The organism is Flavobacterium sp. Leaf82 (assembly GCF_001422725.1).
Classification (GTDB): Bacteria; Bacteroidota; Bacteroidia; order Flavobacteriales; family Flavobacteriaceae; genus Flavobacterium.
Genome location: NZ_LMMA01000003.1, coordinates 18,382 through 39,849, shown reverse-complemented (window position 1 = coordinate 39,849; position 21,468 = coordinate 18,382). Strand labels below are relative to the sequence as shown.

Below are 21,468 nucleotides of genomic sequence, written 5' to 3'. Positions count from 1 at the left end.
GGAAATTATGGCTAAATTATTAGTAAAACAAGTAAGAAGCAAAATCAACTGCCCTCTTTCTCAAAAAAGAGGTTTGGAAGCTTTAGGTCTACGTAAAATGGGACAAGTTGTAGAGCATGATTCAAATCCTGCCATCCTTGGGATGATAAACAAAGTTAAACACTTAGTTTCTGTCGAAGAAGCTAAATAACAAATACTGTTATGAATTTAAGTAACTTACAACCAGCTGAAGGGTCAACACACAATCAAAATAAAAGATTAGGTAGAGGAGAAGGTTCAGGAAAAGGTGGTACTTCTGCAAGAGGTCACAAAGGAGCAAAATCTCGTTCTGGTTATTCTAAAAAGATTGGTTTTGAAGGAGGACAAATGCCACTTCAAAGACGTGTGCCTAAGTTTGGTTTCACAAACATCAATCGTAAAGAATACGAAGGTGTTAATTTAGATACGCTTCAATTATTAGTAGACAATGGTGTGATTACTGATTCTGTTTCTATGACAGATTTCGTAGCAAATCGTCTAGCTACCAAAAATGAAATCGTTAAGATTTTAGGTAGAGGAGAATTGAAAGCAAAATTAAAAGTAACTGCCCACAAATTTACTGCTACTGCAAAAGCTGCTATTGAAGCTGCTGGAGGAGAAGCTGTAACTATATAACTTATCTATTAAGATGAAGAAATTTATTGAATCAATAAGTAATGTTTGGAAAATCGAAGAACTGAAAAATAGAATCTTAATTACATTAGGATTGCTTTTAGTATATCGTTTTGGTGCACATGTAACGCTGCCTGGAATTGACGCAACTCAATTAACAGGTTTAGCGGGACAAACTAAAAATGGTTTAGGATCAATCCTAGACATGTTTACAGGAGGTGCTTTCTCTAAAGCTTCAGTTTTTGCTTTGGGAATTATGCCTTATATTTCTGCATCTATTGTTGTTCAGTTAATGGGAATTGCTATTCCTTATTTACAAAAACTTCAAAACGATGGAGAGAGTGGTAGAAAAAAGATTAATCAAATCACTCGTTGGTTGACTATAGCTATTACACTGGTTCAAGGTCCAACTTATATCTATAATTTATACAGAACGTTACCTGGAAGTGCATTCTTACTAGGCTTTAATTCACCTGAATTTTTGTTCTCTTCTGTTATTATCTTAGTTACTGGTACAATTTTTGCCATGTGGCTTGGAGAAAAAATTACGGATAAAGGTATTGGAAATGGAATTTCATTATTGATTATGGTTGGTATCTTAGCTCGTTTACCACAAGCTTTTATACAAGAATTTACAACCAGAGTTACCAATAACAATGGAGGTCCAATGTTGTTAGTTATTGAAATTATTGTGTGGTTATTAGTAATCATTTCTTGTGTATTGCTTACAATGGCAGTACGTAGAATTCCTGTTCAGTATGCTCGTCGTACAACAAGTGGGGATTACGAGCAAGATTTGGCAGGTGGTAATAGACAATGGATTCCTCTAAAGCTTAATGCTTCTGGGGTTATGCCAATTATCTTTGCTCAGGCAATTATGTTTATACCTGCAGCTGTAGCTGGATTGTCTAAATCAGACACATCACAATCTATTGTTGGTGCATTTAGTAATATCTTTGGTTTTTGGTATAATTTTGTTTTTGCAACTTTAATTATTGTATTTACATTCTTTTATACTGCGATCACTGTGCCTACTAACAAAATGGCCGATGATTTAAAAAGAAGTGGTGGTTTTATTCCTGGCGTTCGTCCAGGGGCTGAAACTTCAGACTTCCTTGATAAAGTGATGTCTTTAATAACTTTCCCAGGATCTTTATTCCTTGCTTTGATTGCTGTGTTCCCAGCTATTGTTGTAAGTATTATGGATGTACAACAATCTTGGGCAATGTTTTTTGGAGGTACCTCATTAATAATTATGGTTGGAGTTGCAATAGATACTATTCAGCAAATCAATTCATACTTGTTAAACAAACATTATGATGGTTTAATGAAGACTGGTAAAAATAGAAAAGCAGTAGCTTAATTTTTATATGGCAAAACAATCAGCAATAGAACAAGACGGATCAATCATTGAAGCATTATCAAATGCGATGTTCCGTGTAGAGTTAGAAAATGGACATATTGTAATTGCTCATATTTCTGGTAAAATGCGTATGCATTACATCAAATTATTACCTGGTGATAAAGTGAAACTAGAAATGAGTCCTTATGATTTGTCAAAAGCAAGAATTACTTATCGATATTAAAGGATATTCACTATGAAAGTTAGAGCATCAGTAAAAAAGAGAAGTCCCGAGTGCATCATTGTGCGTAGAAAAGGGAGATTGTACGTAATAAACAAAAAGAATCCTAGATTTAAACAAAGACAAGGATAATTATGGCAAGAATAGCAGGGGTAGATATCCCAAAAAATAAAAGAGGTGTTATAGCACTTACCTATATCTTTGGATTAGGAAGAAGTAGAGCTATTGAGATTTTAGAAAAAGCTCAAGTTAGCCAAGACAAAAAAGTTCAAGATTGGAATGATGACGAGATCGGAGCAATTCGTGAGGCTGTTGGAGCATTCAAAATTGAAGGAGAATTACGTTCTGAAGTTTCTTTAAACATCAAACGTTTGATGGATATTGGTTGTTACAGAGGTATTCGTCATAGATCTGGTCTTCCGTTAAGAGGACAAAGAACTAAAAACAACTCTAGAACAAGAAAAGGTAAAAGAAAAACTGTTGCTAACAAGAAAAAAGCAACTAAATAATAAGTAATATGGCTAAAGCAACTGCAAAAAAACGTAAAGTTATCGTTGAATCAACGGGAGAAGCTCATATTTCTGCTACCTTCAATAACATCATCATTTCTTTGACAAACAAAAAAGGTGAAGTTATTTCTTGGTCTTCAGCTGGTAAAATGGGTTTCAGAGGTTCTAAAAAGAATACTCCATACGCAGCCCAAATGGCAGCAGAAGATTGTAGTAAAGTAGCTCTTGAGGCTGGACTTAAAAAAGTGAAAGTTTATGTAAAAGGACCAGGAAACGGACGTGAGTCTGCTATTCGTTCTATTCATAACGGTGGAATTGAAGTTACAGAGATTATCGATGTTACTCCAATGCCTCACAACGGATGTCGTCCTCCAAAAAGACGTAGAGTTTAATTTTATTTATTTATAGTATAAACAAGGTAGAATATAGATTATCGAAGGATTTGACCTGAATTCATAATCTCTACCTTAAATTTAATTTTTTAGAAATGGCAAGATATACTGGTCCAAAAACTAGAATTGCTCGTAAATTTGGCGAAGCAATCTTCGGAGATGACAAATCTTTCGAAAAAAGAAATTACCCACCTGGACAACACGGGATGGCTAAAAAAAGAGGAAAAAAATCTGAGTACGCTGTTCAGTTAATGGAAAAGCAAAAAGCTAAATATTCTTACGGAATTTTAGAAAAACAATTCAGAAATTTATTCAAAAAAGCATCAGCTACTAAAGGTGTTACTGGTGAAGTTCTTTTACAATTATGTGAAGCAAGATTAGATAACGTTGTTTTTAGAATGGGTATCGCTCCTTCTAGAAGAGGTGCTAGACAATTAGTTTCTCACAGACACGTTACTGTAAATGGTGAAGTTGTAAATATCGCTTCTTACCACCTTAAGCCTGGTGATAAAGTTGCAGTTCGTGAAAAATCTAAATCTTTAGAAGCTATCGAACGTTCTTTATCAAATTCAAGTCATGTTTATGAATGGATTACTTGGAACAATGATCTTAAAGAAGGAACTTTCGTTTCTGTACCTGCAAGACTTCAAATTCCAGAAAACATTAAAGAACAATTAATCGTAGAGTTGTACAACAAATAATAATTGACTTAGTCGAAATTTATGGCAATATTTAATTTTCAAAAGCCCGATAAAGTTATCATGATCGATTCAACCGATTTTGAAGGTAAATTCGAATTTAGACCTTTAGAACCTGGTTATGGATTGACAGTTGGTAATGCACTTAGAAGAGTTTTGCTTTCAGCATTAGAAGGTTATGCAATTACATCTGTTCGTATCGAAGGTGTAGATCATGAGTTTTCTACTATTTCAGGTGTTGTTGAAGATGTTACCGAAATTATTCTTAATCTAAAACAAGTACGTTTTAAACGTCAAATTGAAGATATCGATAATGAAGCAGTTACAATTTCTGTTTCTGGTAAAGATCAACTAACAGCAGGTGATTTTCAAAAATTTATTTCAGGTTTCCAAGTTTTGAATCCAGACCTTGTTATCTGTAATTTAGATTCTAAAATCAAATTGAACTTCGATTTAACAATCGAAAAAGGTAGAGGATATGTTCCTGCTGAGGAGAACAAAAAACAGAACGCTGCGATTGGTACTATTTTTACAGATTCTATTTTTACTCCGGTAAAAAATGTAAAATACGCAATTGAAAACTTCCGTGTTGAGCAAAAAACAGATTACGAGAAATTAGTTTTTGAAATCAAAACTGATGGATCTATTAATCCAAAAGATGCTCTTACTGAAGCTGCTAAAGTTTTAATTCACCACTTCATGTTATTTTCTGACGAAAGAATTACACTCGAGGCTGACGAAATTGCACAAACAGAATCGTATGATGAAGAGTCATTGCATATGAGACAATTGCTTAAAACTAAGCTTGTTGATATGGATTTATCTGTGAGAGCATTAAATTGCTTGAAAGCGGCTGAAGTTGATACACTTGGTGATTTAGTATCGTTCAATAAAAATGACCTAATGAAATTCCGTAATTTTGGTAAAAAATCTTTAACTGAGCTAGATGAACTTGTAGCTGTTAAGAATTTAACTTTCGGAATGGATTTAGCTAAATACAAATTAGATAAAGAATAATTCAATCCGCCTTGGCGGATTAAATTTAAAATAGCAATGAGACACGGAAAAAAATTCAATCACTTAAGCAGACAGACTGGACATAGAAAAGCTATGTTAGCTAATATGGCTTGTTCTCTTATTGAGCACAAACGTATTAACACTACTGTTGCTAAAGCTAAAGCGCTTAAACAATTCGTTGAGCCTTTAATCACAAAATCAAAAGAAGATACGACTCACAACCGTCGTATTGTTTTTGCTTACTTACGTAGTAAATATGCGGTAACTGATTTATTCAGAGACGTAGCTGCTAAAGTTGGAGACCGTCCAGGTGGATACACTCGTATCATTAAAGTTGGAAATCGTTTGGGAGATAATGCTGATATGGCAATGATCGAACTTGTAGATTTCAATGAACTTTACAATGGTGGTAAAAAAGAAGTTAAAAAAGCTAAAAGCCGTCGTGGTGGTAAAGCAAAGAAAGAAGCTGAGGGGACTACTCCAGAAGCTCCTGCTGCTGAATCAGAATCGACTACTGAAGCTTCTGAATAATTATGAAAGTAATGATTCTATAGAAATCAAGGATAAGCTAATTTTTAGTTTATCCTTTTTTTTTGGATTTTTTTTTAAAATAGTTTGAAATGTAACTTATTTTAAAACTTAGGTTTTAATTTTATGAATGAAATTTTTAAAAAATCTTGGAAGCACTCTTTTAAAGAAGTAAATTTGCAAAATATCTAATTACAAATGAAATGAGCATTGCAAATTTCATGAAACAATTAAAAAGAAAACAATACAAATTAAATAATGAAATACACTACACGACAAAGCGCCATTTTATTACTAAGTGATGGAACTATTTTTCACGGAAAATCTATCGGAATCAGCGGTAAAACTTTCGGTGAAGTTTGTTTTAATACTGGAATGACAGGATATCAGGAGATTTTTACAGATCCTTCTTATTTTGGTCAAATTATGGTGGCTACTAATCCTCATATTGGAAATTATGGTGTTAACGATTTAGAAATAGAATCTGATAGCATCAAAATTTCAGGATTAGTTTGTAAAAACTTTAGTTTTAATTATTCGAGAGAAGATTCTTCAGGAAGTTTAGAAGATTATTTTATTAAACAGAATCTAATCTGTATTTCTGATGTTGATACCAGAGCGCTAGTAAGCTATATTCGTGATAATGGTGCGATGAATGCTGTTATTTGTACAGATGGTACTTCGATTGAAGATTTGAAAAAAGAATTGGCTAATGTGCCAAACATGGAAGGTTTAGAGTTGGCGTCAAAAGTTTCAACTACTGAACCTTATTTTTTTGGAGATGATAATGCGACTTACAAAATTTCGGCCTTGGACCTTGGTATCAAAAAGAATATCTTAAGAAACCTTGCAAAGAGAGATTGTTATATTAAAGTCTTTCCTTATAATTCAACATATAAAGATTTGGCTGAGTTTAATCCAGATGGATATTTCTTGTCAAATGGTCCTGGAGATCCAGATCCGCTTTTTGGAGCAATTGAAGTAGCAAAAGAAATTTTAGCTAATGATAATCCTTTATTCGGGATTTGTTTAGGGCATCAGGTTATTGCTTTAGCAAATGGTGTTCAGACTTATAAAATGTTTAATGGGCACAGAGGTATAAATCACCCGGTAAAAAACCTCATTACAGGAAAAGGGGAGATTACTTCACAAAATCACGGTTTTGCAGTTAATAAAGAAGCGTTAGATAATCATCCTGATTTAGAGATTACACATTTGCATTTAAATGACGAAACTGTTGCAGGTATGCGTATGAAAAATAAGAATTGTTTTTCTGTACAATATCATCCTGAAGCTAGTCCTGGGCCACATGATTCGTCTTATTTATTCGATCAGTTTGTTGAGAATATAAAAGCGGCTTCTGCTAAAACGATGTAGTTAATAAAATAAAGGTATTTAATTGTTAGATGTGGTATTTAATATTAAATATTTTTATAATTTCGAAAAATATTTATAATTTATTAATAAAAAACAAAAATAATGAGTATTATAATAAAAGTTCACGCAAGACAAATTTTTGATTCCAGAGGTAATCCTACTATTGAAGTTGATGTAATTACTGAGAATGGAGTTTTAGGTAGAGCTGCTGTTCCTTCTGGAGCATCAACTGGAGAACATGAAGCTGTTGAATTACGTGACGGAGGAAAAGCTTTCTTAGGAAAAGGAGTTTTGAATGCAGTGAACAATGTAAATACTGTTATTGCTGAGGAATTAGTTGGAACTTCTGTTTTCGAACAAAACACGATTGATCAATTAATGATTGATTTAGATGGCACGCCAAATAAATCTAAATTAGGAGCTAATGCTATTTTAGGAGTTTCTTTAGCTGCTGCAAAAGCTGCTGCTAACGAACTTGGTTTGCCTTTATACAGATATGTTGGTGGTGTTTCTGCTAATACATTACCTGTGCCAATGATGAATATCATTAACGGAGGTTCTCACTCAGATGCTCCTATCGCATTTCAAGAGTTTATGATTTTCCCTGTAAAAGCAACTTCATTTTCACATGCTATGCAAATGGGAACTGAAATTTTTCACAGTTTGAAAAAAGTATTACACGACAGAGGTTTAAGTACTGCTGTTGGTGACGAGGGTGGTTTTGCTCCAAACTTGGCTGGTGGTACTGAAGATGCTTTAGATACTATTAAATTAGCTGTTGAAAAAGCAGGATATACTTTTGGTGACGAAATCGTGATCGCTCTTGATTGTGCTGCTTCTGAATTTTATGTAAACGGTAAATACGATTATACTAAATTTGAAGGAGAAACTGGAAAAATCAGAACATCTGAAGAGCAAGCAGATTATTTAGCTGAACTTGCTGCTAAATATCCAATTATTTCTATCGAAGATGGTATGTACGAGGATGACTGGGACGGATGGAAATATTTGACTGAAAAAATTGGACATAAAGTTCAGTTAGTAGGAGATGATTTGTTCGTTACTAATGTTGAGCGTTTGTCTACTGGAATCGAAAAAGGAATTGCTAATTCAATTTTAGTAAAAGTTAACCAAATTGGTACTTTAACTGAGACTATTGCAGCTGTAAATATGGCTAAAAATGCTGGATATACTTCAGTAATGTCTCACCGTTCAGGAGAAACTGAAGATAATACAATTGCTGATTTAGCTGTAGCTTTAAACTGTGGTCAAATTAAAACTGGTTCTGCTTCTCGTTCTGATCGTATGGCAAAATACAATCAATTGTTAAGAATCGAAGAAGAGTTAGGAAGTAATGCTTATTTTCCTGGATTAAACGCTTTTAAGATTAAATAATATATAAGACTTATGTCTTAAATTTAAACCATTCGTTTAGGCGGATGGTTTTTTTTTGGAGTTTTAACAAATTCATAGCAGGATTCTTTTTTTAATTAGTCTTAAATTCATTAGATTTGATAAATTATTATTTTAAAGATTTATTTCCGATATATTATGTCAAAAATAGCTACATTAGAAGTAGATGGTCAAAAAATTGAACTTCCAGTAATTACAGGGAGTGAAAATGAATCAGCTATCGATATTAACAAATTACGTGATTTAACTGGTATAATTACTCTTGATCCGGGATACAAAAATTCTGGTTCTTGTAAGAGTGAAATCACTTTCTTAGATGGAGAATTAGGAATTTTGCGTTACAGAGGATACTCGATAGAAGATCTTGCTGAAAAAGCTAGTTTCTTAGAAGTATCTTATCTTTTGATTTTTGGTGAATTACCAACAGCTAAAGAATTAGAGCAATTTGAAAATGGTATTAAAAAACATACTTTGGTTAACGAAGAAATGAAAAATATCATTGATGGTTTTCCAAAAACAGCTCATCCAATGGGTGTTTTGTCTGCTTTGACAAGTGCTTTAACAGCATTCAATCCAAAAGCAGTCAATGTAGATAATGAAAAAGAAATGTATGAGGCCATTTGCAAGACAATGGGTAAATTTCTTGTAATTGCTACTTGGACTTATAGAAAAACTATGGGTTATCCATTAAATTATTATGATAACACAACAGGTTATGTAGATAATTTTATGCAGTTAATGTTTAAATTGCCTACAGGTCCTTATGCAGCAAATCCTGTTGTTATCAATGCATTAGATAAATTGTTTATTCTTCATGCAGACCATGAACAAAATTGTTCTACATCTACTGTTAGAATGGTTGGTTCATCTCATGCTGGTTTATTTGCTTCTATTTCTGCTGGAGTTTCTGCTCTTTGGGGTCCACTTCATGGTGGTGCAAATCAAGCTGTTCTTGAAATGCTGGAAGAAATCAATAAAGATGGTGGAGATACAGATAAATTTTTGGCGAAAGCAAAAGATAAAAATGATCCTTTCCGTTTAATGGGATTTGGTCACAGAGTATATAAAAACTTTGATCCTAGAGCTAGAATTATTAAAAAAGCAGCTAAAGAAGTATTAGAAACTTTAGGAGTTGAAGATCCTATTTTAGAAATTGCTAAAAAGTTAGAAACGGCAGCTTTAGAAGATGAGTACTTCAAATCAAGAAACTTATACCCTAACGTAGATTTCTATTCTGGAATTATATACAGAGCATTAGGAATTCCTACTGATATGTTTACAGTAATGTTTGCTATTGGAAGATTACCGGGTTGGATCGCACAATGGAAAGAAATGCGTGAAAATAAAGAACCAATTGGCAGACCAAGACAAATTTACACTGGGCATCCGCTGAGAGACTTTAAGTCGAACAAATAAAAATATTTTAAAGCTTCACTTAACTGTGAAGCTTTTTTTATCTTTGGCCAAAATATAATAAAGTTATGTTGCAATTAAATATAAAGAACGAAACGTCGAGACTACGGGCTGTGGTCTTAGGTTCTGCTGTTCATAATGGGCCGACTCCATCTTTAGATGAAGCCTATGATCCTAAATCATTGGAACATATTAAGGCAGGAACTTATCCATTAGAAAAAGATATGGTTGCTGAAATGGATGCTTTTAATGCTGTTTTTCAAAAATATGATGTAAAGGTTTATCGTCCAGAAATGATAGAGAATTATAATCAGATTTTTGCAAGAGATATTGGTTTTGTGATAGATGATACATTTGTAAAATCAAATATTCTTCCGGATAGAGAACGTGAGTTAGATGCAATTCAATATGTAATTGATCAAATAAATCCGTTAAAAGTTGTTCGTCCACCAGAGGAAGTTCATATAGAAGGTGGTGATGTTATGCTTTGGAACGAGCATATCTTTATTGGAACTTATAAAGGAAGTGACTACAAAGATTATATTACTGCAAGAACAAATATGCATGGAGTTAATTTTATCAAAGAATTATTTCCGAATAAAATTGTGAAAGAATTTGATTTGGTTAAATCCAAATTAGAAGCTCGTGATAATGCTTTGCATTTGGATTGTTGTTTTCAGCCTGTTGGAAAAGATAAAGGAATTATTTATAAAAGAGGTTTCCGTGAAGAAGCTGATTATTTGTATCTAGTTAATCTATTTGGAATAGAAAATTTATTTCACATTGAGAGAAATGAAATGTATAATATGTTTTCAAACGTATTTTCGATTGATCAAAATGTGGTAGTTTCAGAAAAAAACTTTACACGACTAAACAATTGGCTACGCGCAAACGGATTTACAGTTGAAGAAATTCCTTATGCTGAAATTGCCAAACAAGAAGGTTTATTAAGATGTTCAACTTTACCTTTAATTAGAGACTAAAAAATAAGATTCAGGTTTCATGTTGCAAGTTCAGATAACTTGAAACTTGAAACTTGAAACAAAAATATATAAGACATGAAACAAACGACAAATGCAATTGTAATGATTCGGCCAGTTGCTTTCAGAATGAATGAGCAAACGGCTGTAAATAATTACTACCAAAAAGTATTAGACGGGCTTTTGCCAAGTACTGTAAATGCAAAAGCACAACAAGAGTTTGATGTTTTTGTAGAAAAGTTAAGAGCAGTTGGAGTAGATGTTACTATTATCGATGATAATCTGGAAACAGATACGCCAGATAGTATATTCCCGAACAATTGGGTTTCTTTTCATGAAAATGGAGATGTAGCACTTTACCCTATGTTTGCAGAAAATCGTCGTCAGGAGCGTCGCGAAGATATTTTAGATACTCTTGAAGATAAAGGTTTTGTGATTAATAATATAATGGATTATACATCTGCAGAAGAAGATGGCTTTTTTCTTGAAGGAACCGGAAGTTTACTTTTAGACAGAGCAAATGCTAAAGCATATTGTGCATTGTCTCCTCGTGCCGATGAAGAATTGTTTATTGAGTTCTGTGAAGATTTTGATTATGCTCCAGTTATTTTTGAAGCTTTTCAAACTGTAGACGGAGAACGCAAATTAATATATCATACGAATGTAATGATGTGTTTAGGCGAGACTTTTGCTGTTATTTGTGCAGATTGTATAGATGATAAAAAAGAGCGTAAAATGGTTCTTGAAAACTTAAAAGCAGATAAAAAAGAAATTATCTTAATTACTGAAGCGCAGGTAAATAATTTCGCAGGTAATATGTTAGAAGTTCGAGGAACAAATGATAAGAAATATATAGTTATGAGTGCTTCTGCACATCAAAGTTTGACTCCAAAACAAATTGCTCAATTAGAAAATCATGCTGAAATACTAAGTTCAAGTCTTGATACAATTGAGGCTTGCGGAGGTGGAAGTGCCAGATGTATGATGGCTGAAGTGTTTTTGCCAAGAAGCTAAAATTTTATAAAGTATAATAAAAAGGGGATAAAACTTATGTTTTATCCCCTTTTTTGATTTGACAAAGTAAAGAAAATCTACATCAAATTTCCTTTTACAATATTAATAATCGAACTTACGATATATTGAATTCCGATAGAAATTACTATAAAACCAACTATTCTTGAAATAGCTACAATTCCCGAAGCTCCCAATATTCTGGCTAAGTAATGAGCGCTCTTTAAAATGGCGAAAATTGCAATAGCAATAGCTAAAATTGCCAAAGTCGATATAATGATTTCTTCCATTCCATGGTGTTCCTGATAAAAAGCTATTAACAATGATATTGATCCGGGACCTGCTAACATAGGTATTGCAAGTGGAGTAAGAGCAATGTCGTTACGTTGTTGAGCATCGGTTTCTACTTTTTTATTGATTCCTCGTTTTTTGTTAATCTTTCCGGATAGTAATGAGAATCCCGAGTTTACAATTACAATTCCGCCTGCAATTCTAAGAGCGTCAATGCTAATTCCAAAAAAACTTAGAACATATTGACCAATAAAAAAAGAAACTATTAAAATGATAAATACGTTTATAGCAGTCCAGAGTGAAATTCTGGAACGCTCCTCCTGAGAATCATGTTGCGTGAGTCCAACGAAAATTGGAACAGTGCCAATTGGATTCAGGACTGAGAAAAGAGCGGCGAATAAATAAATGAATAAATCCATGTTGTTTTGGTTAGTAAGGTAAAAATAGTTATTTTTTGATACCTGAAAGCAAATTCTTGTTAGGATATTGTTTTTATTTCTAAAACAATAACTTAAACTAAGCTCGTTCTTTTTGATTACTTTTGTAACATATTTAAAAATGATGAAAAATAAAAAAACTTTAGTTCTGGGTGCTACCACAAAACCAGATCGTTACGCTTTTAAAGCCATAAATATGTTAGTTGATAAAGGGCATACAGTTTTAGCAATTGGTCAAAATACAGGTGAAGTTGCCGGTGTAAAAATCTATACTAAAGCGATTCCGGTTAAAAATATAGATACTGTTACTTTGTATTTAAATCCTTCTCGTCAACGTGATTATTATAATTATATAATAGAAGCTCAACCAAAGAGAGTTGTTTTTAATCCGGGTACAGAAAATCCTGAATTATATCAATTATTAGAATTGAATAATATAAAAGCAGAAGTTGCTTGTACTTTGGTATTATTGGCAACTAATCAATATTAAATTTTTAGGAGCTTTTTCCAGCTATTCACTATATCTTTTTCTGGCTAAAGAAGCCAGAAAAAGGATATCGTTTCTATCTGGGCTACAAAGATCTTTACGTAGTTATAATTAGTATTCGATACAATACTGAATTTAGTTGCCCCCAAGTCTACTAAACCATTAAAAGTATTACTTTTGTCGTCATGGAATTTTCATCAAAACTAATAGAAAAGGCAGTCAACGAAATGTCGCAATTACCAGGAATTGGTAAGCGCACGGCATTACGATTGGTGCTTCATTTATTAAAACAACCTAAGGAACAAACAGGTTTTTTATCTCAGGCATTATTGAAGATGCGGGAAGATATTAAGTTTTGCGAAAGTTGTCATAATATTTCAGATACAAAAGTTTGTGAAATTTGTGCTAACCTAACCAGAAATCATCAAACCATTTGTGTTGTCGAAGATATTCGCGATGTAATGGCTATTGAAAATACTGGACAATATAAAGGTATTTATCATGTTTTAGGTGGAAAAATTTCTCCAATAGAAGGTGTGGGACCAAGTCAATTAAATATTTCAAGTTTAGTCGAAAAAGTGAAATCGGGAAAAGTTATAGAAATTATTTTTGCATTAAGTTCTACAATGGAAGGCGATACAACTAATTTTTATATCTATAAACAAATTGCCGAATCAGATATTGTGATTTCTACCATCGCCAGAGGTATATCTGTAGGTGATGAATTAGAATATGCAGACGAAATTACACTTGGCAGAAGTATTTTACATCGGGTTCCGTTCGAAAAAACTTTCAAAAACAATTAAATAAACCCCAAATAAAACTTAGATTTTCTGAAGATTAAAGGAAAAGCTATATTTGCGATAAAATTTTAATAATGACAAAAAACTGCTTTTATATACTGCTATTAATTAGTGTGTTATTTACCTCTTGCATTCCTGTGAAAGATCTTGTGTATTTACAAGATAAAAATAATTCAGGAGAACAAAACACAGTTTCTGCTGTTGAGTCAAAACCTTATAGATTACAAGTAAATGATGTTTTGAGTGTTGATATAAAAGCTATTGATTCTAAGTTAGTATCCATTTTTAATACAACAGAAAATTCGTCCGGAGCTGGAAAATCTGAGTCGGGTTTGTATTTTAACGGATTTACAGTTGACGATCATGGAAATATTAGAATGCCAATTTTAGGTGAAATTAATGTCATCGGATATACTGTCGAAGAAGTTCGAATTATAATTGAAAAAAAACTGCTCGAAGAATATTTTAAAAGTGAGGCTAATATTTTTGTGACAGTAAAATTAGCAGGTTTTAAATATACTATAAATGGTGAAGTAGGAAGTACAGGGACAAAAACACTTTACCAGGAGCACGTAAATATAATGGAAGCTATTGCAAATGCTGGAGATATAACAATTACCGGAAATAGAAAATCAGTAACCGTAATTCGCCAAACACCAACTGGTGTACAAATGAATGATATAGATTTAACTGATGTTAATGTAATGAAATCACCTTATTACTATTTACAGCCTAATGATTATGTTTATGTAAAACCACTTAAACAAAAAACTTGGGGAACAGGAAAAACCGGTATAGAATCTATTGCTACAATTGTTACCGTTTTGTCATTGGCTACCACAGTTTTTTTGTTGCTTAAAAACTAAAACTAAATTCAAAAAATGTTAGATATAAAAGATTTTTCCATTTTTGAGAATCATTCAAATTTTGATTTTAAAGGTTTCTTAATGAAAGTTTTAAGTTATTGGAAATGGTTTTTAGCCAGTTTGATAATTGCCTTTACAGTTGCTTACCAAATTAATATCCGTAAAGAGAAAATTTACGGAATGCAAACATTGATTTCTATTAAGGAAGAAAGCAATCCTTTCTTTACATCAAATACTAGTTTGGTTTTTAATTGGGGAGGAAGTTCAGATCAGGTAAACGGCATCTCTACAGTATTGCAATCTAGATCTCATAATGAATTAGTTGTTAGTAAATTGCAATTTTATATTGATTATCTGGTACAAGGTAAATATAATTTAACTGATGCATATGGGGCTGTTCCTTTTTATGTAAATATTGATAAATCAAAAGGGCAACTTGCAAACAGGTTAATTGGGATTAAATTTGTGAGTGAAAATGAATACCAGATTCGAATTCCTTTCGAAACTAATTCAGTTTCGTTAATTACATATTCTAATAATTCATATAGTAATACTGCGGTTCAGCCTACAGAATTGTTTGTGAAAAAATACAAAGTTGGAGAGCAAGTTTCATTGCCTTTTCTTAATTGGAAACTACAAATAAATGATAATCCTGGTTTATATACAGGGAATGAATATTTCGTAAAATTCAATGATTTTGATGGTACAGTTTCAGGATATAGAGGCATAGCTGTAAGTTCTGATGATAAAGGTGGGTCAATACTAACTTTAGGAATGCAAGGGACAAATAAAGCCAGAATGGTAGATTATTTGAACTCTACAGTAAAAATGTTGATAAAAATTCAACTTGACGGAAAAAATCAGTTTGCAACCAATACCATTAGATTTATTGATAGCACTCTTGTTGCAATGGAGTCACAATTAAAAGAAACAGGTAGCGAGCTAAAATCATTTAGAAAAGATAAAAACATTTATGAGATCGAAGGCGGAGGTGCTAAATTCTCTGATAAGATAATGGATTTTGATGTTAAGAAAGATGAAGTAACAAGAAAAATTGCTTATTATAATTCTTTAAAATCATATTTAAATAATAGCGTTGATTATTCACGATTACCAGCGCCATCAGTTGCAGGAATAGATGATCCAAATGTTGTAGTAAATGTGTCAAAGCTTATTTCGCTTTCTACTCAAAGATCAGAAATGGCTTATGCAGTAAAAAGTGATAAGATTTTTAAAGACTTTGACAATCAAATGCAAGCTGTAAAAAGTGTTCTGTTAGAAAATATTGCATCTGCAAAATCATCATTAATGTATGATTTGTCGATTGTAAATGCTAAAATAGGTCAGGCAGAAAGTACTGTTAAGAGACTTCCTGAAGAGCAGCAAGAGTTATTGAAAATTCAAAGAAAATATGACTTAAGCGATAATATTTATACCGAATTTCTCAAAAAAAGAAATGAAGCAGAAATCGTAAAAGCTTCTAATTTATCAGATATTCATTTTATTGATCCTGCAAAAGATATTGGAGGAGGATTATTAGGGCCTAAAACTTCGGTAAATTATATACTAGCTTTATTTATAGGGATATTAGTGCCTTTGTTAATTATTTTTGGATTTTTATTTATTAATAATTCGATTCAAAATACAGAAGATATTAGTAAATTAACTCAAATTCCTTTAATTGGTGTAGTTGGGATTAATAAAAATTCTTTGAATTTAGCAGTGTTTGATAAGCCAAAATCGGCACTTTCTGAAGCATTTAGAACGATTCGATCTTCGTTGCAGTTTTTGTATAAAAAACAGCAGGTAAGTGGTTCTAAAACTTTAATGATTACTTCTTCTATAAGTGGTGAAGGAAAAACATTTTGTTCCATAAATATTGCTACGGTTTTTGCTTTGAGCGAAAAGAAAACTGTAATCATAGGTTTAGATTTAAGAAAACCAAGACTGGCAGATGAATTTAGCTTGAAAAACCAGATTGGAGTTGTTAATTATTTAATTAAACAAAATAGTTTAGCAGAGATTACAAACTCAACACAAATTCCAAATCTTGACGTTATATTATCTGGACCAATACCTCCAAACCCTTCAGAGTTGATTTTAAGTGATGCAATGAAGGAATTAATTATCGAATTAAAACAAAAATACGATTATATTGTTCTTGATACACCTCCGGTTGGGTTAGTCTCAGATGCATTAGAATTAGCACAGTATGCTGATGTTACTCTTTATATTGTAAGACAGAATTATACGAAAAAGGATATGATAACTTTATTGAATACCAGAATAAAACGAGGTGAACTTACAAATGCAAGTATTGTTTTGAATGGTTATGAGAATAAAGCAAAATATGGTACGGCTTATGGGTATGGATACGGTTACGGAGCTTATGCGAATGGGTATCATGAAGAAGAAGAAAAACCAGGTTTATGGAAGACAATTTTGAATAAATTCAAAAAATAATAATTTGAAATAATGCAAAAATCAATTCAAAATACAATTTTAATTACTGGCGGAGCAGGCTTTATTGGTTCTAATTTATCTGAATATTTTTTAGGATTAGGACATAAGGTTGTTTGTCTGGATAATTTTGCAACAGGTCATCGCCATAATTTAAAAGCTTTTATAGAAAATCCGGACTTTAAATTAATTGAAGGTGATATTCGAAATATTGCAGATTGTATTTTAGCTGTAGAGGGAGTTGATTATGTTTTGCATCAAGCCGCTTTAGGTTCAGTTCCAAGATCTATAAATGATCCAATTACAACAAATGATGTTAATGTTTCTGGTTTTTTAAATATGTTGGTTGCCGCTCGCGATGCAAAAGTAAAACGTTTTATATATGCTGCAAGTTCTTCTACATACGGAGATTCTGAGGGATTACCAAAAGTAGAAGATGTAATTGGGAAACCATTATCTCCATACGCTATTACAAAATATGTAAACGAATTATATGCCGAGATCTTTAGCAAAACTTACGGATTAGAAACTATAGGATTGCGTTATTTTAATGTTTTTGGAAGAAAACAAGATCCTAATGGAGCTTATGCAGCCGTGATTCCTAAGTTTGTTTTACAGTTAATGAAGTATGAAAGTCCGGTAATTAATGGTGACGGAAATTATTCCCGCGATTTTACTTATATAGATAATGTAATTCAAATGAATGAATTGGCAATGTTAAGTCAAAATCCAGAAGCAATTAATACAGTTTACAATACAGCATTTGGTGATCGAAATACACTAAATGATTTGGTAAGGTATTTAAAACAATATTTAGCTGAATTTGATGCTAAAATAGCTGATGTAAAAATTATTTATGGAGCAAATAGAGCCGGAGATATTCCTCATTCATTAGCAAGTATTGAAAAGGCAAAAGCCGTATTGGGTTATGATCCAAAATATTCTTTGCAAGAAGGTTTAAAAGAAGCTGTGAATTGGTACTGGAATAATTTGAAATAAAATAAAGTTCAAGATAATAGAAAATAGATGAAAATTACAAAAATTTGTTGCATTGGTGCAGGTTATGTTGGAGGTCCAACAATGGCAGTAATTGCTCAAAAATGTCCACATATTCAAGTCACTGTTGTCGATTTGAACGAACAAAGAATTAAAGATTGGAATGATCCAAATACAGATAATATCCCGATTTATGAACCGGGACTTTCTCAAATAGTAGCTGAAGCGAGAGGAAGAAATCTTTTCTTTTCTACAGAAGTAGAAAAAGCGATAGATGAAGCTCAGGTAATTTTTATATCTGTAAATACGCCAACTAAAACCTATGGAAAAGGAAAAGGTATGGCTGCTGATTTAAAATATATTGAACTTTGTGCAAGACAAATAGCCAAAGTAGCAAAACAAAATAAAATTGTAGTCGAAAAATCTACTTTGCCAGTGCGTACAGCTGAGGCTATAAAAAGTATTTTAGATAATACTGGAAATGGAGTTCAATTTCAAATTTTATCAAATCCTGAATTTTTGGCTGAAGGTACAGCAGTTTCAGATTTATTAAATCCAGATAGAATTTTAATAGGTGGTGATACAACTCCAGAAGGAGAAGAAGCAATAAATGCATTAGTTGATGTTTATGCAAATTGGGTAAGTAAGGATAAGATCCTGACTACTAATGTTTGGTCATCAGAATTATCTAAGCTAACTGCAAATGCATTTTTGGCACAGCGTATTTCCTCTATAAATGCAATGTCTGAATTGTGTGAAAAGACAGGAGCAGATGTAAATGAAGTAGCAAAAGCAATTGGAATGGACAGCAGAATTGGTCCTAAATTTTTAAAAGCGTCAGTTGGTTTTGGAGGTTCTTGTTTTCAAAAAGATATTTTGAATTTAGTTTATATTGCAAAATCATATGCATTGAATGAAGTAGCTGATTATTGGGAACAAGTAATTATAATGAATGATCATCAAAAAAGAAGATTTTCAAATAAAATCGTTCAAACATTATATAATACTGTTGCAGATAAAAAAATCACTTTTTTAGGCTGGGCTTTCAAAAAAGATACGAATGATACTCGTGAATCAGCTGCAATTTATGTAGCAGATGATTTAATTAATGAACAAGCCAAAATTTCTGTTTATGACCCAAAGGTTTCAAGAAGTAAAATGCTAAGTGATTTGGATTATCTTGAAACTAGAACTGTGGAAGAAAATAATAAAGCATTAGCGATATTTGATAATGCATACGAAGCTTGTAAAGGATCTCATGCAATTGCGATTCTTACAGAATGGGATGAATTTACAACCTATGATTGGCAAAAAATTTATGATTCGATGCATAAGCCTGCATTTTTATTTGATGGAAGGAATATATTAAATGTGAAAGAACTTGAATCAATTGGATTTATTTATAAAGGAATAGGTTCTTAATTTCGAAGAATATTGAATTAAAATTTAATATGGAATGAATGAGGAGGGTTGTTTAAGATTTTTATTTCAATATAAAAGAGGATGAAAAATTGGTATGTAGTTTATACGAAACCCAAATGGGAGAAAAAGGTAGCGGAAAGGCTTAATGAAATTGGAATAGAGTGTTACTGTCCATTAATTACTCAGATTAAGGAATGGTCAGATAGAAAAAAGAAAATTGAAGTACCTCTTTTTAATTCCTATGTTTTTGTTTATTTAGAAGATGTTGACCGAAATTCTGTTTTTCAAATTTCAGGGTTAGTTCGATATTTGTTTTGGTTAGGAAAACCAGCAATTGTTCGAGAGGAAGAAATTCATATTATAAAAACAAGTCTTAAGGCTCCAAATATTAGTGATATTTCTGTAACTTCAATTCAGGTTGGAGATCGTATAAAATTAGAAACAGGAGTATTTAGTAATCAGGATGCTATAGTTCAGGAAATATCTAATACTTATTATACATTAGTACTTGAATCTTTAGGTTGTGTACTTAAAATAAAATACAAATAATATAGTTATACTGTTAACTACTGCTACTAAAACAGAAGGTGAAATTTCTAAAAAGAGAGATTTTATTGTCTGTTTTTTTTATAATGTATTTTTTTATAAACTGATTGAGAGAGGGTTGTTGTTTATTATTGTTTTTTAATTGGTTGTTTTTTTAGGAATACGGGAAACCGTATTGAATAAATTGACTTAATATGTTATATTTGCCGAAAATGATTTTAGAGTGTCTGTGTCCAATCTTTGTGACTCAGAAGGGCGAAGCCGTGAATTGTTATGACTGAAATAGATAAAAAAGAGTACAAATTGGACGAAAATATAAAAATAGCTGTTATTGGTTTAGGTTATGTTGGTTTGCCTTTGGCTAGATTATTTGCTACAAAATATTCCGTTATAGGCTTTGATATAAATGAATCTAGAGTTAATTCTTTAAAATCAGGTACAGATACAACATTAGAAGTAGATGATGCTACTTTGCAAAAAGTTTTAGTTAATAATCCCAATTCTAACGTTGGATTATTTTGTACAACTTCTTTGAATGATATAGCAGATTGTAATTATTTTATAATAACTGTTCCTACTCCGGTAGATAAAAATAATCGTCCTGATTTAACTCCTTTGTATAAATCAAGTGAATCAGTAGGTAAAATATTAAAAAAAGGAGATATCGTTATTTACGAATCAACGGTTTATCCAGGCGTAACAGAAGAACAATGCGTTCCTGTTTTAGAAAAAATATCAGGATTAAAATTTAATGAAGACTTTTATGCAGGTTATTCTCCTGAAAGAATAAATCCTGGAGATAAAGAACATACAGTTGAAAAAATACTAAAAGTAACTTCAGGTTCGACTCCAGAGATTGGTTTAAAAGTTGATTCTCTATATAAATCTGTTATTACAGCAGGTACACATTTAGCACCTTCTATAAAAGTAGCAGAAGCAGCTAAGGTTATAGAAAATTCACAGCGTGATATAAATATTGCTTTTGTAAATGAATTGGCTAAAATATTCAATTTAATGAATATTGACACACAAGAAGTTTTAGAAGCAGCATCTACCAAGTGGAATTTCTTACCTTTTAAACCAGGATTGGTAGGAGGCCATTGCATAGGTGTTGACCCTTATTATTTAGCTCAAAGAGCTCAGGAGTTTGGATATCATCCTGAAATAATTTTAGCAGGAAGACGCTTAAATGATAGTATGGGTGAATATGTTGCATCTCAGATTGTAAAGTTGATGATTAAAAAAGGAATTTCAGTTAATGGGGCACGTCTCTTAATGCTTGGAATTACTTTTAAAGAGAATTGTCCGGATGTTCGTAATACAAAAATTGTAGATGTTGTAAAAGCATTAAAAGAATACGGAATATCGGTTACGATATATGATCCTTTGGCTAATACAGAAGAGGTAAAAAAAGAATATAAATTAGAAACAATAAATTTTGTTCCGAAAGAAAAATTTGATGCAATTGTTTTAGGAGTCGCACATGCCGAATTTTTAAAACTGAATTTTTCTGAGTTGCAAAAAGAAGATAGTTTAATATATGACGTCAAAGGAGTTTTAGGTACTATAGCTGACAATAGATTATAGT

General features: G+C 32.0%; 24 protein-coding genes. 23 read left to right on the top strand and 1 reads right to left on the bottom strand.

Features of this window, described 5'->3' with window-relative positions:
- Nucleotides 1-7: 7 nt before the first annotated feature.
- From rpmD to ctlX, 15 genes are all read left to right on the top strand, one after another.
- Nucleotides 8-190, top strand: a complete 183-nt coding sequence (gene rpmD, locus ASF10_RS04395; RefSeq protein WP_017495010.1) for a 50S ribosomal protein L30 — start codon at nucleotides 8-10, stop codon at nucleotides 188-190.
- Nucleotides 191-201: 11 nt separating this feature from the next.
- Nucleotides 202-654, top strand: a complete 453-nt coding sequence (rplO, locus tag ASF10_RS04390) for a 50S ribosomal protein L15 (protein ID WP_017495009.1) — start codon at nucleotides 202-204, stop codon at nucleotides 652-654.
- Between the two features lie 13 nt (nucleotides 655-667).
- Nucleotides 668-2,014 carry a preprotein translocase subunit SecY gene (secY, locus tag ASF10_RS04385; protein WP_055093063.1) on the top strand — a complete coding sequence of 449 codons (1,347 nt, stop codon included), beginning with the start codon at nucleotides 668-670 and terminating at the stop codon, nucleotides 2,012-2,014.
- Nucleotides 2,015-2,021: 7 nt separating this feature from the next.
- Complete coding sequence (gene infA, locus ASF10_RS04380) at nucleotides 2,022-2,237, top strand: translation initiation factor IF-1 (protein WP_007136545.1); 216 nt, start codon at nucleotides 2,022-2,024, stop codon at nucleotides 2,235-2,237.
- 12 nt (nucleotides 2,238-2,249) lie between these two features.
- The gene (ykgO, locus tag ASF10_RS23870) at nucleotides 2,250-2,366 is read left to right on the top strand and encodes a type B 50S ribosomal protein L36 (protein WP_072945378.1); all 117 of its coding nucleotides are present in this window, start codon (nucleotides 2,250-2,252) and stop codon (nucleotides 2,364-2,366) included.
- Between the two features lie 2 nt (nucleotides 2,367-2,368).
- On the top strand, nucleotides 2,369-2,743 hold the full coding sequence (gene rpsM, locus ASF10_RS04375) for a 30S ribosomal protein S13 (RefSeq protein WP_056245953.1): 375 nt from the start codon (nucleotides 2,369-2,371) through the stop codon (nucleotides 2,741-2,743).
- A gap of 8 nt (nucleotides 2,744-2,751) precedes the next feature.
- A complete protein-coding gene (gene rpsK, locus ASF10_RS04370) occupies nucleotides 2,752-3,135 on the top strand; it encodes a 30S ribosomal protein S11 (RefSeq protein WP_007803677.1) in 384 nt (127 codons plus the stop codon).
- A 95-nt stretch (nucleotides 3,136-3,230) separates the two neighbouring features.
- A complete protein-coding gene (gene rpsD, locus ASF10_RS04365; RefSeq protein ID WP_026982953.1) occupies nucleotides 3,231-3,836 on the top strand; it encodes a 30S ribosomal protein S4 in 606 nt (201 codons plus the stop codon).
- Nucleotides 3,837-3,857: 21 nt separating this feature from the next.
- Nucleotides 3,858-4,850 (top strand): DNA-directed RNA polymerase subunit alpha, encoded by a 993-nt coding sequence (locus ASF10_RS04360; protein WP_026109818.1) that lies wholly within the window; start codon nucleotides 3,858-3,860, stop codon nucleotides 4,848-4,850.
- A gap of 36 nt (nucleotides 4,851-4,886) precedes the next feature.
- Nucleotides 4,887-5,381, top strand: a complete 495-nt coding sequence (gene rplQ / locus ASF10_RS04355) for a 50S ribosomal protein L17 (RefSeq protein WP_056245949.1) — start codon at nucleotides 4,887-4,889, stop codon at nucleotides 5,379-5,381.
- A 255-nt stretch (nucleotides 5,382-5,636) separates the two neighbouring features.
- The gene (gene carA / locus ASF10_RS04350) at nucleotides 5,637-6,755 is read left to right on the top strand and encodes a glutamine-hydrolyzing carbamoyl-phosphate synthase small subunit (protein ID WP_056245947.1); all 1,119 of its coding nucleotides are present in this window, start codon (nucleotides 5,637-5,639) and stop codon (nucleotides 6,753-6,755) included.
- 102 nt (nucleotides 6,756-6,857) lie between these two features.
- Nucleotides 6,858-8,150 carry a phosphopyruvate hydratase gene (gene eno / locus ASF10_RS04345; protein ID WP_056245946.1) on the top strand — a complete coding sequence of 431 codons (1,293 nt, stop codon included), beginning with the start codon at nucleotides 6,858-6,860 and terminating at the stop codon, nucleotides 8,148-8,150.
- A 156-nt stretch (nucleotides 8,151-8,306) separates the two neighbouring features.
- Nucleotides 8,307-9,584 (top strand): citrate synthase, encoded by a 1,278-nt coding sequence (locus ASF10_RS04340; RefSeq protein WP_056245943.1) that lies wholly within the window; start codon nucleotides 8,307-8,309, stop codon nucleotides 9,582-9,584.
- 65 nt (nucleotides 9,585-9,649) lie between these two features.
- Entirely contained in the window at nucleotides 9,650-10,564 is a 915-nt protein-coding gene (locus tag ASF10_RS04335; protein ID WP_056245940.1) for a dimethylarginine dimethylaminohydrolase family protein, read from the top strand.
- Between the two features lie 75 nt (nucleotides 10,565-10,639).
- Nucleotides 10,640-11,575 carry a citrulline utilization hydrolase CtlX gene (gene ctlX, locus ASF10_RS04330; RefSeq protein WP_056245938.1) on the top strand — a complete coding sequence of 312 codons (936 nt, stop codon included), beginning with the start codon at nucleotides 10,640-10,642 and terminating at the stop codon, nucleotides 11,573-11,575.
- Nucleotides 11,576-11,652: 77 nt separating this feature from the next.
- Here the strand turns inward: ctlX and ASF10_RS04325 are convergent, their stop codons facing one another.
- Nucleotides 11,653-12,282 carry a MarC family NAAT transporter gene (locus ASF10_RS04325; protein WP_056245936.1) on the bottom strand — a complete coding sequence of 210 codons (630 nt, stop codon included), beginning with the start codon at nucleotides 12,280-12,282 and terminating at the stop codon, nucleotides 11,653-11,655.
- A gap of 142 nt (nucleotides 12,283-12,424) precedes the next feature.
- Here ASF10_RS04325 and ASF10_RS04320 point away from each other — a divergent pair, with 142 nt between their 5' ends.
- The 8 genes from ASF10_RS04320 (at nucleotide 12,425) to ASF10_RS04285 (ending at nucleotide 21,467) form a co-directional block, all read left to right on the top strand.
- On the top strand, nucleotides 12,425-12,790 hold the full coding sequence (locus tag ASF10_RS04320; RefSeq protein ID WP_055093077.1) for a CoA-binding protein: 366 nt from the start codon (nucleotides 12,425-12,427) through the stop codon (nucleotides 12,788-12,790).
- Nucleotides 12,791-12,972: 182 nt separating this feature from the next.
- Nucleotides 12,973-13,593, top strand: a complete 621-nt coding sequence (recR, locus tag ASF10_RS04315) for a recombination mediator RecR (protein ID WP_056245933.1) — start codon at nucleotides 12,973-12,975, stop codon at nucleotides 13,591-13,593.
- Between the two features lie 71 nt (nucleotides 13,594-13,664).
- The gene (locus tag ASF10_RS04310; RefSeq protein WP_056245930.1) at nucleotides 13,665-14,456 is read left to right on the top strand and encodes a polysaccharide biosynthesis/export family protein; all 792 of its coding nucleotides are present in this window, start codon (nucleotides 13,665-13,667) and stop codon (nucleotides 14,454-14,456) included.
- Nucleotides 14,457-14,471: 15 nt separating this feature from the next.
- Nucleotides 14,472-16,919 (top strand): polysaccharide biosynthesis tyrosine autokinase, encoded by a 2,448-nt coding sequence (locus tag ASF10_RS04305; RefSeq protein ID WP_056245928.1) that lies wholly within the window; start codon nucleotides 14,472-14,474, stop codon nucleotides 16,917-16,919.
- Nucleotides 16,920-16,931: 12 nt separating this feature from the next.
- On the top strand, nucleotides 16,932-17,915 hold the full coding sequence (locus tag ASF10_RS04300; protein ID WP_056245925.1) for an SDR family oxidoreductase: 984 nt from the start codon (nucleotides 16,932-16,934) through the stop codon (nucleotides 17,913-17,915).
- A 27-nt stretch (nucleotides 17,916-17,942) separates the two neighbouring features.
- A complete protein-coding gene (locus tag ASF10_RS04295) occupies nucleotides 17,943-19,334 on the top strand; it encodes a UDP-glucose 6-dehydrogenase (RefSeq protein ID WP_056245922.1) in 1,392 nt (463 codons plus the stop codon).
- Nucleotides 19,335-19,415: 81 nt separating this feature from the next.
- The gene (locus ASF10_RS04290; protein ID WP_056245919.1) at nucleotides 19,416-19,883 is read left to right on the top strand and encodes a UpxY family transcription antiterminator; all 468 of its coding nucleotides are present in this window, start codon (nucleotides 19,416-19,418) and stop codon (nucleotides 19,881-19,883) included.
- A 270-nt stretch (nucleotides 19,884-20,153) separates the two neighbouring features.
- On the top strand, nucleotides 20,154-21,467 hold the full coding sequence (locus ASF10_RS04285) for a nucleotide sugar dehydrogenase (protein WP_056245916.1): 1,314 nt from the start codon (nucleotides 20,154-20,156) through the stop codon (nucleotides 21,465-21,467).
- Nucleotide 21,468: the final 1 nt, after the last annotated feature.